Source organism: Hyalangium gracile, from assembly GCF_020103725.1.
Lineage (GTDB): Bacteria > Myxococcota > Myxococcia > Myxococcales > Myxococcaceae > Hyalangium > Hyalangium gracile.
Window position 1 is genome coordinate 1 of the sequence record NZ_JAHXBG010000052.1, and the last position, 16,087, is coordinate 16,087.

Annotated in this window: 11 protein-coding genes and 1 pseudogene; 4 read left to right on the forward strand and 8 right to left on the reverse strand. The window is 68.7% G+C overall.

Annotation, left to right across the window (positions count from 1 at the left end; translation table 11 throughout):
* Positions 1-137 (reverse strand): annotated as a pseudogene (locus KY572_RS46550) (nucleotide sugar dehydrogenase); the annotation flags it as partial.
* A gap of 445 nt (positions 138-582) precedes the next feature.
* Here KY572_RS46550 and KY572_RS46555 point away from each other — a divergent pair.
* Positions 583-1,872, forward strand: coding sequence for a hypothetical protein (locus tag KY572_RS46555; protein ID WP_224250272.1), 1,290 nt, complete (start codon positions 583-585; stop codon positions 1,870-1,872).
* Between the two features lie 110 nt (positions 1,873-1,982).
* Positions 1,983-3,131, forward strand: a complete 1,149-nt coding sequence (locus tag KY572_RS46560; RefSeq protein WP_224250273.1) for a DegT/DnrJ/EryC1/StrS family aminotransferase — start codon at positions 1,983-1,985, stop codon at positions 3,129-3,131.
* A 38-nt stretch (positions 3,132-3,169) separates the two neighbouring features.
* Here the strand turns inward: KY572_RS46560 and KY572_RS46565 are convergent, their stop codons facing one another.
* The 7 genes from KY572_RS46565 to KY572_RS46595 all read right to left on the reverse strand — a co-directional run bounded on the left by KY572_RS46565 (position 3,170) and on the right by KY572_RS46595 (position 12,121).
* Positions 3,170-3,859 (reverse strand): sugar transferase, encoded by a 690-nt coding sequence (locus KY572_RS46565; protein WP_224250274.1) that lies wholly within the window; start codon positions 3,857-3,859, stop codon positions 3,170-3,172.
* 115 nt (positions 3,860-3,974) lie between these two features.
* Complete coding sequence (locus KY572_RS46570) at positions 3,975-5,267, reverse strand: lipopolysaccharide biosynthesis protein (protein ID WP_224250275.1); 1,293 nt, start codon at positions 5,265-5,267, stop codon at positions 3,975-3,977.
* Positions 5,264-6,481, reverse strand: a complete 1,218-nt coding sequence (locus tag KY572_RS46575) for a glycosyltransferase family 4 protein (protein ID WP_224250276.1) — start codon at positions 6,479-6,481, stop codon at positions 5,264-5,266. Before KY572_RS46575 ends, KY572_RS46570 begins: the two co-directional genes overlap by 4 nt.
* Position 6,482: 1 nt before the next feature.
* Positions 6,483-7,742 (reverse strand): O-antigen ligase family protein, encoded by a 1,260-nt coding sequence (locus KY572_RS46580; RefSeq protein WP_224250277.1) that lies wholly within the window; start codon positions 7,740-7,742, stop codon positions 6,483-6,485.
* A gap of 19 nt (positions 7,743-7,761) precedes the next feature.
* Positions 7,762-9,987, reverse strand: coding sequence for a polysaccharide biosynthesis tyrosine autokinase (locus KY572_RS46585; protein WP_224250278.1), 2,226 nt, complete (start codon positions 9,985-9,987; stop codon positions 7,762-7,764).
* Positions 9,984-11,105, reverse strand: coding sequence for a polysaccharide export protein (locus KY572_RS46590; protein WP_224250279.1), 1,122 nt, complete (start codon positions 11,103-11,105; stop codon positions 9,984-9,986). Before KY572_RS46590 ends, KY572_RS46585 begins: the two co-directional genes overlap by 4 nt.
* Positions 11,106-11,251: 146 nt before the next feature.
* Entirely contained in the window at positions 11,252-12,121 is an 870-nt protein-coding gene (locus KY572_RS46595) for a hypothetical protein (protein ID WP_224250280.1), read from the reverse strand.
* Between the two features lie 230 nt (positions 12,122-12,351).
* Here KY572_RS46595 and KY572_RS46600 point away from each other — a divergent pair, with 230 nt between their 5' ends.
* A complete protein-coding gene (locus KY572_RS46600; RefSeq protein WP_224250281.1) occupies positions 12,352-14,637 on the forward strand; it encodes an AAA family ATPase in 2,286 nt (761 codons plus the stop codon).
* A gap of 1 nt (position 14,638) precedes the next feature.
* Positions 14,639-15,928, forward strand: a complete 1,290-nt coding sequence (locus KY572_RS46605) for an McrC family protein (protein ID WP_224250282.1) — start codon at positions 14,639-14,641, stop codon at positions 15,926-15,928.
* The last annotated feature ends 159 nt before the right edge of the window (positions 15,929-16,087 follow it).

Below are 16,087 nucleotides of genomic sequence, written 5' to 3' on the forward strand. Positions count from 1 at the left end.
TCGAGCCCCGTCACCGGGAAGCCGGCCTCGGCGAACGCCATGCCCAGCGGCAGCCCCACGTAGCCCAGACCCACCACGCCCACTTTTGCTTCCCGCTTGCGAATCAGGTTCACCAACGGGCTGACCATTACGCGCATCGTCGCACCCTCCGAATGAGGCGCCGTGGGACACGGTTCGTCTCGATTGAAGCGGCGCAGAGGCTGCGCACGCGGCTCGGCCTCCACCACCCCGTCTCGAGGGCCGTCCGGTGAGTCAGGGTGAACAGTCGAAGGACAGGGCAGGCGAGCGCGCGGATCACCCAGGGGAGACAGGCGGGGGAGTGGCGCACGGGTCGTTCGCCGGTGGCGTGCACTCCCGTCGCGGGTCCCCGAGCAGACAGGCCCATGTCGCCGCGCACCATCGGCGAGCGATACATGTCTCAACGTGCGAGACGGAATTTGATTGTTGGACACACGTTCTGGTGACCCGTGAACGCACTCCCGCGTTCCCATCGCAGGGTAACGGTCCGTGCAAGCGGGCGGTTACGCCAAGGACACACCACTGATGTTGGACTTCTGTCGTCGAAGCACCCGTGGCCTCGCCATGTCCTCTCTGCTGGTCACCTCCCTCCTGCTGGGAGTGGCTTGTGGTCCCAACGGCGAGCTGGAGGACTCCAGCGAGCTGGCAACTCTCACCCCCGAGGAGTCTGGCGAGGCAACGTCGCCCGCCACCCCCGATGACTCCGCGGAAGTACCGGAGCCTGCTCCCGTCGACCTGAGCGACGAGGAGCTGCCCGTACAGGAGGATGCGCTCGGGAGCGCGACTCCGAGTGTGGATTCGGGCACCGTCAACCCGGCTGCCGTCACGCTGCGTACGGTCGCAGGCTGGGAGCAGCTGTTCCTCGGCCGCTGGAACACCGAGCACAACTCGATCTACCTGCCCATGAGCCGGTCGCTCGACAGCTGGCAGTTCTACAACCTCGGCTATGGCATCGACGCCAACACGGCGATGTATCGAGCCACCGGGAAGACCCAGTACCTCGATCGGGCGCTGCAGTACGTGAACAACGTGGTCGCCAACGCTCGTGTCTCCTCCTCGCTCGGCAGCAACTTCCGCGACTCGTACCTGGGCTGGAAGACGACGCGCGCCGAGGTCGTCAACCAGGAGGTTCCCCTCTATGAGAGCTACTGCTGGCGCTATGTGACGCGCCTGCTGCGCGTCATCCGTGAGACGCCGGCGCTGTATGCCAACCCGACGTACCGCAACCAGTACGAGAACCTGCTCGCCTTCACGGAGAGGAACATCTTCGAGAAGTGGTACACGCGCGGTGCGAACGCGTACATCTACCGGGCTCGCACGCACATGGCGGCGCACTGGGCCGCCATCGCGATGAACCTGTCTCGCATGACGACCGATGCCACGCGCCGCGCGCGGTACACCACGGTGGTCAGCAACATCAACCGGGACATGCCGAACAACACCTCCTCGCTGCGCCAGCAGATGCGGACGAGCACGGTGAACCCGGCCGCCTACTTCTGGAGCGACGTGTGGGGCTCCACGGCCCGCCCGGGCCAGGACGTGTCCCACGGCAACAACCTCATCGCGTACCTCGTGGAGGCCCACGAGGCGGGCATCGAGTGGACGGCGGATGACATGCGCCGCTTCACCACGACGTTCAACTCGCTCATCTGGCCCTCGGCCGGCCGCTACGCCTACTACGTGGACGGCTCGGGCAACGGCAATGGCTGGTTCAACGACGGCCTGATCAAGCTCGGCCGCTACGACGCCAACGTGCAGCGCCGTCTCGAGTCGCACACCGTGGGCCAGAACATCCAGTTCTACGCCAACGGGGCGCTCAACGCGCGCATCCTGTCCGGACAGCCCACTCCGTAGTCGGGCCAACACAGAGCCCTCCCTCCCGCCGGAGAGCGCGGGAGGGGGGAGGTGCGCAGACTCCTGGGCTGCCGGGCCCTCACCCGGACCCCGCCGCCCAGGAGTCCCGCATGTCTCAGCGAATCTATCTGTCGTCGCCTCACCTGGGCGCTCTCGAGCGCGGCTACGTCAACGAGGCCTTCGCGAGCAACTGGATCGCTCCGCTGGGGCCCCACGTGGATGCGTTCCAGGCGGAGTTCGCCCGCTGCGTCGGCGCGCCACATGCGCTCGCGCTGAGCTCTGGCACGGCCGCGCTGCACCTGGCCCTGCAGCTGGTGGGCGTCGGCCCGGGGGACGAGGTGCTGGTGAGCACGCTCACGTTCTCGGCCTCGGTGAACCCCATCCGGTACCTGGGGGCCCGCCCCGTCTTCCTCGACAGCGAGCGCACCTCCTGGAACATGGACCCGAACCTCCTGAGCGAGGAGCTCGAGGCCCGGGGCTGGGCGGGCAGGCTGCCGCGCGCCGTCATCGTGGTCCACCTGTACGGGCAGAGCGCCAACCTCGACCCCATCCTGGATGTCTGCGATCGCTACGGCGTGCCCGTGGTGGAGGACGCGGCCGAGGCCCTGGGGAGCACGTACAAGGGGCGCATCCCTGGCACGCTGGGCCGGGTGGGCATCTACTCCTTCAACGGCAACAAGATCATCACCACCTCGGGGGGAGGGATGCTGGTGTCGCACGACGAGGTGCTCGTCCAGCACGCGCTCAAGCTCTCCACCCAGGCGAGAGATCCGGCGCCGCACTACCAGCACTCCGAGATCGGCTACAACTACCGGCTGAGCAACGTGCTGGCGGCGATCGGCCGGGGGCAGCTCCGGGTATTGGAGGACCGGGTGGCCGCCCGGCGCAGGAACTTCGCGTTCTACGAGCAGGCCCTCGCTGGAGTGCCAGGCATCTCGTTCATGCCCGAGGCCCCGTGGGGACGGCACACCCGCTGGCTGACGACGCTGACGATCGATGCCGCGGAGTTCGGCGCGGACCGGGAGGCGGTGAGGCTGGCGCTCGAGCGGGAGAACATCGAGGCCCGGCCCGTGTGGAAGCCCATGCACCTGCAGCCAGTCTTCTCGTGCTTCGAGCGGCGCGGGGGGCACGTGGCGGAGGAGCTGTTCGAGAACGGGCTCTGCCTGCCGTCCGGCTCCAACCTCACCCAGGAAGAGCTCGCCCGGGTGGTGGAGGTGGTGCGGGCGGTGCCTCGGCGAGCCCTGCGCTCGGTCCACTGAGCCCGCCGTCGCCCGCTTCCCCCCGCGCCTCCGCTGCTTCAGCGGATGGCGCGGCACCGCTCCACGGGCGGGGTGGCGCTGCTCGGCACGAGCTGGGGCCGGGCCTGCGTGGAGCTGCCGAGGAACTTGAACATCGTGGCGTCTCCCTCGAAGGAGATGCCCTGGCGCTGCACGACGCGCAGGAGCGTCAGCATGAGGATCTTCAGGTCCAGCGCCAGGCTCCAGTGGTCCACGTACCAGACGTCGAGCCGGAACCGATCGTCCCAGCCCAGCGCGTTGCGCCCGTTCACCTGGGCCCAGCCGGTGATGCCCGGCAGCACGTCATGGCGCCGCGCCTGCTCGGCGGAGTAGCGCGGCAGGTACTCGACGAGTAGCGGGCGGGGACCGACCAGGCTCATCTCTCCGCGGAGCACGTTCCACAGCTGGGGGAGCTCGTCCAGGCTGGTGGCGCGCAGGAAGCGGCCGACACGGGTGAGGCGCTGCCCGTCGGGGAGCAGGTTGCCCTCCGCGTCCCGGGTGTCGAGCATGGTGCGGAACTTCACCAGCTGGAACAGCTTGCCCCCACGGCCCGGGCGCACCTGACGGAAGAGGACGGGGCCTCCCATCGTGGCCCGGACGAGCAGCGCCGTGGTGGCCATCACCGGGGAGAGGCACAACAGCCCCACGCCCGCGGCCAGCCGATCGATGAAACGCTTGAGGAACAACCCCACTCCAGCCTGTCGCTGCATACGTTCACACTCCTGAATTGGGAGGGATTGGAGGTCGAAGCTGGATGTCGTCCTTTGATCTCACTACTCCCCCCAGAGCCAGAGACCGGCGTCGACGCGCCAACACCCACACCTGCTACCCCGACGGAGCCGTGCTCACCGCCTGCGGGCCGATGCGCCTCCAGGCCCGCAGCGTGAGCCAGGCGCTGGCCCCCACCTCGACGAACCAGCCCAGCGCCAGGGCCCACGCCGCGCCCAGGGGGCCCACGGAGGGCACCCACACCGCGCTGCCCAGCGCGACCACCGCGATGGAGGCGGCGAGCATCAGCGCCTGCGCCTTGAGCTCCCTCGCCGCCGTGAGGCCGACCTGGAGGCTCACGCAGACGTACTCCAGGGCAGCGGCGCCCATCAGCCAGACGAACAGCTGGAGGTTTCGCGCATAGGCGGCGCCGTAGAAGAGCGTCAGCGCCCAGCGCCCCAGCAGCGCGGCGCCGGCAATCGAGCAGACGCCCACCAGCGCCGCCCCACCCGTGAAGCCCGCGAGCGCGCGGCCGTAGCGGCGCTGATCGCCCGCCACGTAGTAGCGCCCCAGCCGAGGGCTCACCGCTTGTCCGAGCGCCTGCACCACCCGCCCTCCCAGCGCCGTGAAGTAGGCGAGCGCGGCATACATGCCCAGCTCCGCCTGACCGAAATGCGCCTCCAGCACATACCGGGGGATATTGGGGCGCAGGGAGCTCAGAAGGGAGGTGATCCCGAGCGCGTACGCGAGCCCCAGCAGGCTCTTCAGGCGCACGGACTGATCGCGCCAGGGGGCCCTCCACAGCGGGCGCCAGGGTGATGCCCCGCCGAACTCACGCCGGTACGCCTGCGCATCGAAGAGGAGGAGCACGATGGCCCAGGAGAGCCCCAGGGCGGCCACCGCGACGACGGTGCTCCCCGTCACCTTGAGGGCGAGCGCCACGAGCACCACCGAGAGCACGCTCTTGGCGATGAGCGAGCGGGCGATGAGGCTCATCCGCTCGGCGCGTTGCAGGGCGCCGTAGAACACCTCGCTGAGGGCCTCGAAGCCCTTGGCCACGGCCAGCAGCGCGATGACGAGGCGGGCGCGCGCCGGGTACCCCGCCACCAGCGCGATGGCGCAGCACAGCACCACGCCCGCCAGGACGGTGAGCAGCATCAGCCCGAGGTAGTGCTCGAAGCCGTACGCGCCCTGGGCGTCCGTGGCCTGGAGCGTGCGCAGCTGCATCCGCGCCAGGAGCATCACCGGGGCCGTGATGGCCAGGCCGAGGGCGAACTCGCCCAGCAGCTCCATGGTGCCGAGCCGGGCGTAGATGACCAGCACGCCCCACTGGGCGAGCGCGTACACCAGCCCCGCGGCGAGCGTCCACGCGAAGTTCCCGCCCAGTGACCTGGCGCGAAGCCACCTCACGCACGGCCTGCCGCGCGCTGCAGCACCTCGGCCAGCTTGCGAGCCGCGGAGTCCGCCGAGAAGCGCTCCACGCCGAGCCGCCGGGCCCGCGCTCCCGCCTCGGTGAGCCACCGGGTGTCGCGGACCTTGTTCACCAGCAGGTCCGCCGCGGCCTGGACGTCCCGGGGCGGCAGGCACAGGCCGATCTGCTCCTTCTCGATGAGCTCCGCCTGCCAGCCCCCGTGGTTGATGGCCAGCGGCCGGCCGGCGGCGAGCGCGTCGAAGACCTTGTTGGCGGAGTTGTCATACATGCACGGCGCATCGGTGACGAACGAGGTGGCGATGGTGGCCGCGGAGAGCACCGCGGGCATCTCCGCCTTGGGCACGGCGGGCAGGAAGAAGAGGTTGCGGTTGCGCACGCAGAGCAGCTCGGAGAGGGCGTGCAGCGTGCTCTCCTCCCGCCCCTGTCCCATGATGACGAAGCGCACCTCCGGGTCCCGCCGCAGCATCTCCGCGGCGAGCCGGACCATGTAGTCGAGCCCGTTCACCAGGCCCAGGGTGCCCGCGTACAGCACCATGGGCCGATCCCCGAGCCACTCGTACTTCTGGCGGAACGCCTCGCCCACCGAGGCGGAGACGAAGAAGCGCTCCGGGTCGCACAGGTTGGGGATGACGGTGATCTTCTCCGAGGCCACGCCCGCCGCCTCCACCCCCGCCTTCATCCCTGGCGAGAGCGCGATGATGTGCGCCGCCCCCGCGTAGGCGGTCTTCTCGAGCAGCTGGGCGGCCAGGATCGCCGGGCGGCTCTTGAGCGCGCCGATCGCGATGGGGATGGCGGGCCAGAGATCCCTCACCTCGAAGACCATGGGCCTGCGGTTCCAGCGCGAGGCGAGGATGCCGGGGACGGCGATGGTCAGCGGCGTGCTCGTGGCGAAGACCACGTCACCCTCGAGCTGCATGGCCCGGTGCGCGGAGTTCACGGCGAAGCGACCGAAGGCGCGCATGCGCTCCGCGTACTGCATCGAGTTGGAGTAGGGCACCGGGAGCCAGTGCACGCGGATGCCGCTCTCGTTCGTCACCCTCCAGCCCTGTGCGCCATCGCCGGGGCGGGTGTCCGAGGTCACCATGTGCACCTCGTGGCCCATGTCGACCAGGCGCCGGGCGAGCTCGTAGGACCGCGTCCCACCGTGCATGGAGGGCGTGTTGAAGTACTGGTGGAGGTAGACGATCTTCATGTCAGGTGGCTCCGTGGACGGCGGGGTGGGCGGGGGGCGAGGGGAGGGCGGGCATCGCTGCTCTCGCGGCCGAGGTGCACGCGGACAGCGTCAGCAGCAGGTAGAGCGACCGGCTGTCGTAGAGGTCGCCGCTGGACTGGCTGCCGATCAGGATCAGCACCGCCGCGCCGATGGTGGCTCCATCGAGGCCGTGGCGCCCTCGGAACGCCGAGAGGAGGAAGGCGAGCAGCACCCACCCGAGGAGCGCCAGGCCCAGCGCGCCGCCCTCGCAGAACACCTCGAGGAAGAGGTTGTGGGGATAGACGCCGAGCTCCAGCGCGGGGAACGCGGCGAGCCCGGCTCCCATGACCGGATGGTCGAGCCCGAGCGCATACGCGGAGGCATACAGACGCTCCCGCCCGGACAGGTACACCTTGCTCTCCGAGGACTCGCCTCCTTCGTACTTCAGGGTCAGCCGGAGGAAGCGCTCCTCCACGGCGCGGTTCAGCGCCTTGCCCAGGGGCGAGAACGTGGTGGCCGCCGCGACGGCGAGCGTGGCGAGCAGCGACAGGACGACGAGCCGGCGCAGCGGCACCCGCCCCACCACGAGGAACGTCAGGAGGCCCGCGAGGATGGCGCCCGTTCCTCCCCGTGAGCCGGTGAGCAGCGCGAGGAGCACGCCGGTGGCCGCGATCGGAATCCAGAGCCACGCCCGCCCCCGGCGCTGCCAGAAGTACAGCGCCCCGAGCGCGAGCAGCCCCATGAGCCGGGCGAAGACGTTGGGGCCGCCGCCCAGCACGGCCAGCCGCGCGCCGCCGCCCGAGCTCAGCAGCTGGCGCACCCCGGCGAGGGCCAGCAGCGCCGTGGCCGCCACGATCACCATCCAGAAGGCGCTGCGCATCCGCTCCGCGGACTGGCGGACCGCGGCGAGCCCGAAGCTCAAGGTCATCACGGTGACCAGGCCGAGCTCGTAGAGCTTCTCCAGGGCCATCCCCGTGTCGGGAGCCCAGAGCGTGCTCAGGCCCATGTAGCCGAAGAACAGGAGCAGCGCCGTGGAGAGCCGTGGATCGAGGCGCGTCTCGCCCGGCCTGGCTCCTCGGTGGGCGAGGTGGACCAGCCCCACGGACGCGAGCAGCACTCCCCCCACGACGAGCCACAGCCTCGGCTCCAGGAAGGGATCCGGATCGGTATCCGCGGACACCAGCCGGTGGAGGCCCCACCGGCCCGAGAGCACGTAGAGCGCGGCGATGAGCGCCAGTCCTGTGCACCGGATCCGATTCACGGGTGGCTCCAGCTCTTGCTCAGCTCGCGGTGGGGTACTCGTACTGATAGATGCCGCTGGCGGCGCTGCCTCGGAGCGAGCGCGGCACTCCGTTGAGGATGACGCCCTGCACCGGGACGCCGCTCTGCTCGAGCCGGTGGACGGTCGCGGCGAGCTCGCGCATCGAGTGGGTGGCCGCGCGCACCACGGCGAGGTTCACGCCCGCGTGCCGCCCCACGAGCGCCGCGTCGGTCACCGCCAGGATGGGCGGTGTGTCGATGAGAATGACGTCGTACTCGGCCGACAGGCTCGCCACGAGCTCCCCGAACTTGTCGCTCAGCAGCAGCTCGGAGGGGTTGGGAGGAACGGCGCCGGCGGGCAGGAAGGACAGGCGCTGGCGGGGATCCTTCAGGACGGCCTTCTCCAGGAGCACGGTGCCACCGAGGAGCTCGGCGAGGCCCTGGGGGCGCTCGAGCCCGAAGCAGCGGTGGAGCCAGCCTCCGCGCAGGTTCGCGTCCACGAGCAGCACGCGCTTGCCGGAGTCCGCCAGCACCCAGGCGAGGTTGATGGAGACGAAGGACTTGCCGGAGCCAGGGTTGGGCCCGGTGATGGCGACCACGTTGTTGCTCGAGGACTCCAGCGCGAGCAGGAGGCGGGTGCGCAGGCCGCGCACGCTCTCGATGACCAGGTCATGCGGGTGCGTTCTGGCGAGGATGGCGAGCCCGCCGTGAGCCGTCTCCTGCTTCTTCCGGGTCCACTGCGACTGGTGCTGGCTGAACGGGAGGGTGGCAAAGACGGGCACGCCGAGCTCGGCCTCGACCGCGGCGGGGGCCGAGACGCCCCGGTGGAGCCCCTGGCGCGCGAAGGCGAGCGCGACGCCGAGCGCCAGCCCCAGCAGGAGGCTGACCGCGAGCACCCCAGGCTTGCTGGGGCGCACCGGGGCGCGCGTCACCACGGGCTCATCGAGGATCCGGGCGTTGCCGAAGGTGCTCGCCTTCAGCACCCGGTACTCCTGGGCCTTGTTGTTGAGCTGGAGGTAGAGCTCGTTGGCCACCTTCACGTCCCGCATGAGCCGGGCCGACTCGAGCTCCGCGCTGGGCAGGCTCTTGAGCTGGGTGTTCAGCGCGGCCTCCTCCGCCCGCAGCCTCGCCAGCTTGCGAGTCGTGGCGATGAGGATCGGGTGGTTCTCGGTGAAGCGCTGCCGCAGCTCGGAGCGCTCCAGGAGGAGCGCCGAGAGCGATTTCTCGACGTCGGCGCTGCGCTCCAGCAGCGACTGGGTCTCCATCCCGAGATCGACGTTCCCCTTGCCCGCGCGGTGGCTGCTCAGGGCCGCCTCCGCTCGCTCCACCTCCTGGCGCAGGCCCGGCAGCTGGGTGTCGAGGAACTTCAGCGTCTTCTCGGCATCCTCGCTCCTGCGCTCGACGTTGTAGCGGACGTAATGGCGAGTGATGGCCTCGAGCGTCGCGGCGATTCCATTCGGGTCCTGGCCCTCGAGCGTCACCGTGAGGATGCCGGTGTTGAGGCCCTTCTCGGTCAGGCGCAGGGTGCCTTGCAGCTCCTCCAGCACCGCGAGGCGGGAGCGCCGCTTCACCCAGAAGCGCGTCTCCGGGCGGGCCTGGAGCTCGGAGACGAGGAGCTCCAACTGCTGGGAGGCGCCCGTGGGTGTCGCGGCGGGGGTACCCACGCTCCCGCTGAGGAGCGGCTCGGAGTCCGGACCGAGGAGCGTGTACGTGCCGTTCCTTCCCGCCACCAGGGTGAGCGGGAGGTCCTCCAGCTCCGGCGGAACGATCACGCGCTCCACCTGGATGCGCTCGCCTCCCCAGGCGAAGCCCTCCAGGCCCCACAGGGGCGCGCTGGCGAGCCCCGAGCCTCGGTGGGCGCGGGCGCGCATGGCGCCGATCAGCGGGAAGTACCGTGGCCCCTCGGCCACGTCCAGCCGCAGCTCGTCGATGACCCTGCCCAGCAGCGTTCGCGAGCTGAGGATCTCGATCTCGGTGGAGGTCTCCCCGGACAGGTGCTCGAGCAGCTGGTCGAGCTCTCCGAGGCTGCTGCCCTTCTGCTCGATCTGCAGGATGGCGTTCGCGCGATAGACGGGCGTCGTGGTGGCCAGGTACACCACGCCCGCCAGGAGCGTCAGGGCCATCGTCACGGCGATCGTCCCGCGGTGCTCGATCAGGATGGCCAGATGACTGCTCAGGTCGAGCGCGTCATCGGTCGCTGCCGAGCTGGAGCGGGCGTTGGCCTTGGAGCCGGGGTTGCTCGTCATGGGGTCTGCAATATGACGGCTGTGTTCCCAGCATCCATCGCCTGCCAGAGCAGCTGAACTGTTGGCTGGATCTGGCTAATGATTCGGTTCCAGCGCGTCAAGTTGTGCGCCGAGACGAACACGACGTCGCGAGGTTGAAGCTGGAACTGCGTGGCGAGCAGGAGCGCGTCCGGCGACTGGGCATCGAGCTTGAAGATGGAGGGCCGATCGAAGCTCCCGCGGATCACGTAGACCTTCGCCGGGTTCGAGCTGACCGGGTCGAAGCCCTCGCTGTCGCCGATGGCCTCCGCGAGCGTCATTCGCCCCTTCACCATCACGCGCGAGGAGGGCTTGCGGACCTCGCCCAGCACGAAGACCTTGTTGCGGCTCCGATCGGGGATGTTGAGGATGTCTCCGTCCTGCAGGAGCCAGTTCTGGCTGACGTCTCCCTGTTCGTAGAGGGCTTGCAGGTCGAGGCTGTATGCCTTTCCGCCACGGTTGAGGGTCACCTGGCGCAGGTCGGCCTCGGGTGTGAGCCCTCGCGCCTGGCTGATGGCGTCCTGGACTCGCAGCGGCACGTCCGTGATGGGGATGCTGCTGGGGGCGACCACCTCGCCGGTGACCTGGACCTTCTGTCCTCGAAAACCCACCACGCGCACGTCGAGCTGGGGTCGCTCGATGGTGTGGGACAGCCGCTGCATCAGCAGCTCGCGGATCTCGCGCAGCGTCTTGCCCGCGACCTCGATCACGCCGACGTGGGGGTAGAACATCGTCCCGTCCGCGGCCACCGGGTGGCCCGTGGCCTCGGCGGGGCGGAACTCGCCGGCCGGGATGGTGAGCTCGGGGTGATCCCAGACGATGACGCTGAGCACGTCATGCGGAGTCACCCGGTAGTCATAGCCCGTGGCGACCGTGGCCAGCGGGTCCTGCTTCGGGGCGGGGCGCTCCTGGACGCGCTCCGCCTGCTGTCTTCTCAGCAGCTCCGCGTCGATGGGGATGATCTCGGGTGCCGGCTCCGTGCCTCCATCCGTCTGGCGGGCGTACCGCTCCCGGTATGCATCCTCATCCATGTGCATGCCCGGGCCCCACGCGCACGCGCTCAAGCAGAGCAGCCCGGTCAGTAGCAGGACCCGCCTCATCAACGACCTCCGGAGAAGTTCGATTCTTGGGAACGCGCGGCGCACGCGTAAACCGACGCGCGTGCTGGCTGTCTGGAAGGGAATAGGCTGTCGCGGACGGATGACAGATCACCTGCCCCGCGGGGCTGATCCTTCCAGGGAGGACTTCATGCCTCGCCAGTCAGCCGGTAGTACGTGTGCGGGCGATGCCAGCGGATGAATGTCTGCGCCAGGGTGTTCATGCTCCACTTGATGGGCACGGGGTCCACGATGAACCCCATGTCGTCCTTGAACTGACCCAGCTTGGGCGCCTCGCGTGAGTCCAGACCGCCCACGAGGGTGCGCACGCTGCCGAGCCGGCGGCAGATCTGCGCGAACTCGAAGACGAGGCCGGTCGAGATGTTGGTCGGCAGCGCCCACGTGGCGTAGTAGGCGTTGACGCCATACGCCACCCCGTCGACGACGTATCCATCGAGGTAGCCGCCGAGCTTTCCGTCGATCAAGCCCGCGAGCACGCACCAGTGGTTTCCCTGGAAGTATTTACGGATGCTCGAGAGGTATTGCTCGCGGGTGGGAGGCTTCTTGTGCCGGGTCCGTGACAGCGCATCCACGACGGTGTCGTAGCCCTGCTCGCTCAAGAGCCTGGGGCCGGTCACCTGGACGATGTGGACGAGGCGCTGACACTTCCTGAGCTTGTTCCTGCGGTTCGAGGAGAGGCTGTCGACGCCGTAGCTCTCGAGGTCGGGCAGCCTCACGACGGGCACCGTGCCGTTCGCGGCGCTGGAGGACTCCGGCTTCAGCGCGGCGCGGAAGCCCCAGCTCAGCGGAGTGGGGCGGGTGGCTTCCTCGGGAGTCAGCCGCGCCAGCAGGTGCACGGGCTGGAAGAACCCCGGAGCTCCTGTCTGCTCCCAGTAGCGAGCGCCGTGACGGATGACCCGCACGCCTTCGGCGATCCGGCGCTCCGCCAGCTCCTTCTCCGACAGCACCGCGAAGCCTGCCTCTGAAGCGTCACGCACCTGGGGATCCACCATGGCCATTCAGATCTCTCCGCACGAAGCCAGCCCTGGCTGACTGGCTCTGAAGACAGCCAGGGCGCTGAGCACTCATTGCGCAAGCCTTGGCGTGATCACAAGGCCACACGGCGGATTGGGACGTCAGGGCGGGGCAGGTTGTGAATTGGCGGAATCCGCCTCGGTCCCGAGGGCAGGGAATCGTCGGGAATACGTGACGCTTGTCGCGCCCGCCGAGTCGGGGTGTGATGTCCGGTATGGCACTTCTCGAGTCCGACTACCTGGATCAGTTGGAGCAGGCCGCGACGCGAATCCCCGATGCCGCGGAGTACGCGCGAGCGGAGGCGATGATCCAGAGTTTCCAGAAGCGCTTCCCACCCGATCGCCTGCGCAGGCTCGAGGGCATGGAGCTGCTCGAGGAGCTCCATGGCCGCGAGGGGCGCGACTGCTTGGCCTACTGGCTGGAGTTCCGAGACGACGAGCAGTTCCGAGCCCAGCTCTTCGGCAGCATTCGCGGAGGCTCGGCGCTCAAGTTTGGCATCTACCAGCGCGCCGAGGACGGAGGCTGGTACCAGCACGGCGGCGAGGCCGCGACGCAGCGCAAGCTGTCCCTCGACGAGGCCATCTCCATCGCCGAGCAGCAGCGCGATCAGTTCCTGGCCGCTCGCGAGGTCATCGCAGCCCTCCCCACGAATCCTGACTCGGAGGCCTATCGCAGGCTACAGGAGCGCATCCAGAAGGCCGCGCCCGACCTGTTCCACCTGGCGTTCCTCCACAAGTACCTGTTCCTGCAGTTCCCTGATCGGATCGACGACTACCACTCGGTCGATCATCAGGTTCATCATCTGCTCCAGATGGGGAGCCGCCCACCGGAGGAGGGGCTCTATTCCGCGGCAGGCTTGTTCGTCTCGGCCTGGCAGCAGCTCCGCGAGCGTCGGCCGCTCGGGATGCCGCTCTTCACCCACTTGCTGAACACCGTGAACGGAACCCCCTTCCACACCTGGCGGATTGGTACGCGGGAGGGCAACACCGGCGAGAGCCAGTGGGCCAAGATGATTCGAGGCTCCTACGTCTCGGTCGGTTGGCCGGCCCTGGGGGATCTGCACCAGGTCGTCGCGGGGCGCACGGGCTCGGATGCCAAGGAAGCCATCCGCGAGGCGCTGGCCAGACACTATCCCACCACCATTCCGCAGCAGCGTGGGAAGGAGACCAACCAGCTCTGGAGTTTCTTCCAGCGCATCCAGGAAGGGGACCAGATCTTCGCGGCCGATGGACAGACCATCCTGGCCATCGGCCGTGTGAAGGGGCCCTACTACCATGTTCCGGGCGAGGTGTTTCCCCACCAGCGGAGCGTGGAATGGCTCTCTCAAGAGTCTTTTGCCTCTCCGGATCGGAGCGGCCTGCAGACCACGGTCTATCGGCTCGACAATGCGTATGACGTGCTCCTTGCTGGTGTTCGCCACCTCCGGAGGGTGAAGCCGCCGGCTCCTCCTCCCAAGCCTCCTCCTCCGCTCGAGAAGATCCTGGGACGCATCGATGAGGAGCTGCGGCGAAAGGGCCAGGTAGTGCTGTACGGGCCGCCGGGAACAGGCAAGACATGGCACGCGCTGCGCGCCGCCGAAGAGCTGGCCGCGCGGGGGACGTTCGGCAGGAGCAAGGATGAGCTCTCGGAGGCGCAGCGCTCGGGCCTGCGAGGGATGGGGGAGAAGGATGCGCAGCGAATCTGGATGTGCACCTTCCATCCCGCCTATGGCTATGAGGAGTTCGTTGAGGGGCTGCGACCCCAGACGGTCTCAGGCACTCTCGGCTTCGAGCCGCGTCCAGGACTGTTCCGCCGGGTCTGCGCGTCCGCGAGGAAGAACCCCCAGCAGCCACACTTCCTGCTCATCGACGAGTTCAACCGCGGCGATGTCGCCCGGATCTTCGGAGAGCTGTTGACACTGCTGGAGCTGGACAAGCGCGGAAAGGTCTCCATCGAGCTGCCGTTCTCGGGAGAGCGCTTCACCGTGCCTCCCAACGTCCTGCTCATCGCCACGATGAACACGGCCGACCGCTCGATCGCGCTCCTCGACAGTGCCTTGCGTCGCCGCTTCGGCTTCATCGAGCTGCTGCCCGACCCGGAGGTGTTGGCGACGGCCCAGGCTGGAAGAGTGATGCTCAGACCTCTTCTCAAGAAGCTCAACGAGCGGCTGGTCCAGCACTTGCGCCATGACGCGCGCAATCTCCAGGTCGGCCACTCCTTCTTCCAGCGCGATGGCAGCCCTCTGAGCGACTTCGCCGATCTGCGCCGGGTGTTGCGCCACGAGATCGTGCCGCTCCTGCAGGAGTACTGCTACGACCAGCCCGAGCTGCTGCGACAGATCCTGGGTGAGAAGTTCCTGGCTTCGTCCTCTCGCGAGATCTGGGACGAGCTCTTCACGGGGACCCACGATGACGCGCTGCTGACTGCGCTGGAGAGCTGGGACCCGTCCATCATCGTCAGCGAGGCCCGTGATGCGGATGATGCCTCGGGCGAGGGCGAGGATGCCGCAGAGCCCAGCTAGCGTGGTTCTCGATGAGTGGCAGCGGCTCGAGGCTCCGGCTGAAGCCAGGCTCCGCGGCCTGAACTTCGAAGATCGGGCCATCGAGAGAGCATCCCGTTCGCTGACGGAGCACGGGTTCCTTCGCATCCAGGAGAACCGTCACGGGCTCTCCATCCAGGCACGGCAGCATGTCGGCGTCGTGCAGGTGGGGCCCCTGCAGATCATCGTGCGGCCGAAGCTGCCTCCCAGGGATCTGTGGCACATCCTGATGTATGGGCTGGGGCTCGATACGGTGGAGCGCCAACTGCCCGTGGACATCAAGCTCCCCGAAGCGGAGTTCGTCGATCTGCTCGCCCTGGCGCTCCTGGCGGAGGCGGACACGCTGTGGCGGCGGGGGCTCCGTCGCGGTTACCAGTCGCGCAACGAGTGGTTGGCCTCCCCTCGGGGGAGGATCGACATGGCACGGCTCGCGGCGGCGGCGCCCCTCACGGAGGCGGCGCTGCCTTGCCGCCACCATGTTCTGTCCATGGACACGCTGGAGAACCAGGTCGTGCGCGCTGGGCTGGCCCTGGCGTCGCGGATGGCGCACTCGCTATCCGTGAGGGCCGCGCTGGTCCAGGCCGAGCGGCGGTGGGGCGAGGTCTGCGGGCAGGTGCCCCTGAACGGTGCCCGGTTGCGGCAGGTCGAACGGGCTCGGAACCGTCTCACGTCCGCCTATGCTCCGGCCCATCGACTGGTCGCGCTGCTCCACGAGGGGCTCGCTCTCCCCGACACTCTGGAAGACATCGCTCCCGGTAAGGCCACGATTCCCGGCTTCCTGTGGAACATGGCCCTGCTCTTCGAGCGGTTCGTCACCCGCTTCCTGCAAGAGCACCTGCGGGAGGAAGAGGTGAGCAGTCAGACGAGCCTTCACGGGCTCTATCGCGTCGTCCAGCCGTCCTCGGGCATCGGCGTTCCACTGCCTCGCCCGGACATGCTCGTTCGGAGGAACAAGAAGGTGGTCGCGGTGCTGGACACCAAGTACCGGGATCTCGCCGCCCGGGGCATCACGCGCGAGATCCTGTACCAGATGTCCGTCTATGCCGTGGCGTACGCGGGCGGGCAGGAGGCGGCTCCCGTTCCAGCGATTGCCCTCTACCCGCGGGAGACCTCACACGAGGACATCATCTACGCGTTCCGCCACGGCCTTCACGGCGGCGAGAGCCCCATCATCCTGCGCGCCGTGGACTGGGCCGAGGCCAGTCGCGCGCTGAGGGCGCAGGCTTCCCAGGCGGACCTGCAGCGCATCGCCCGGAGCTGGGTGAGGAGCTGAGCAGGTCCGAAGGCAGGGGGCTTGAGTTCGCCCCCGCGTCCGGTCTGCGCCCCTGCCGGGCGGAACCTGTTCGAACTGGTCTGCTTGTGAGCCTGTCGAAATAAGCTGTAGGGTAACGTAGGAGGTAGGTGACAAGGGGATCGACTTGGAAGGTAGGGC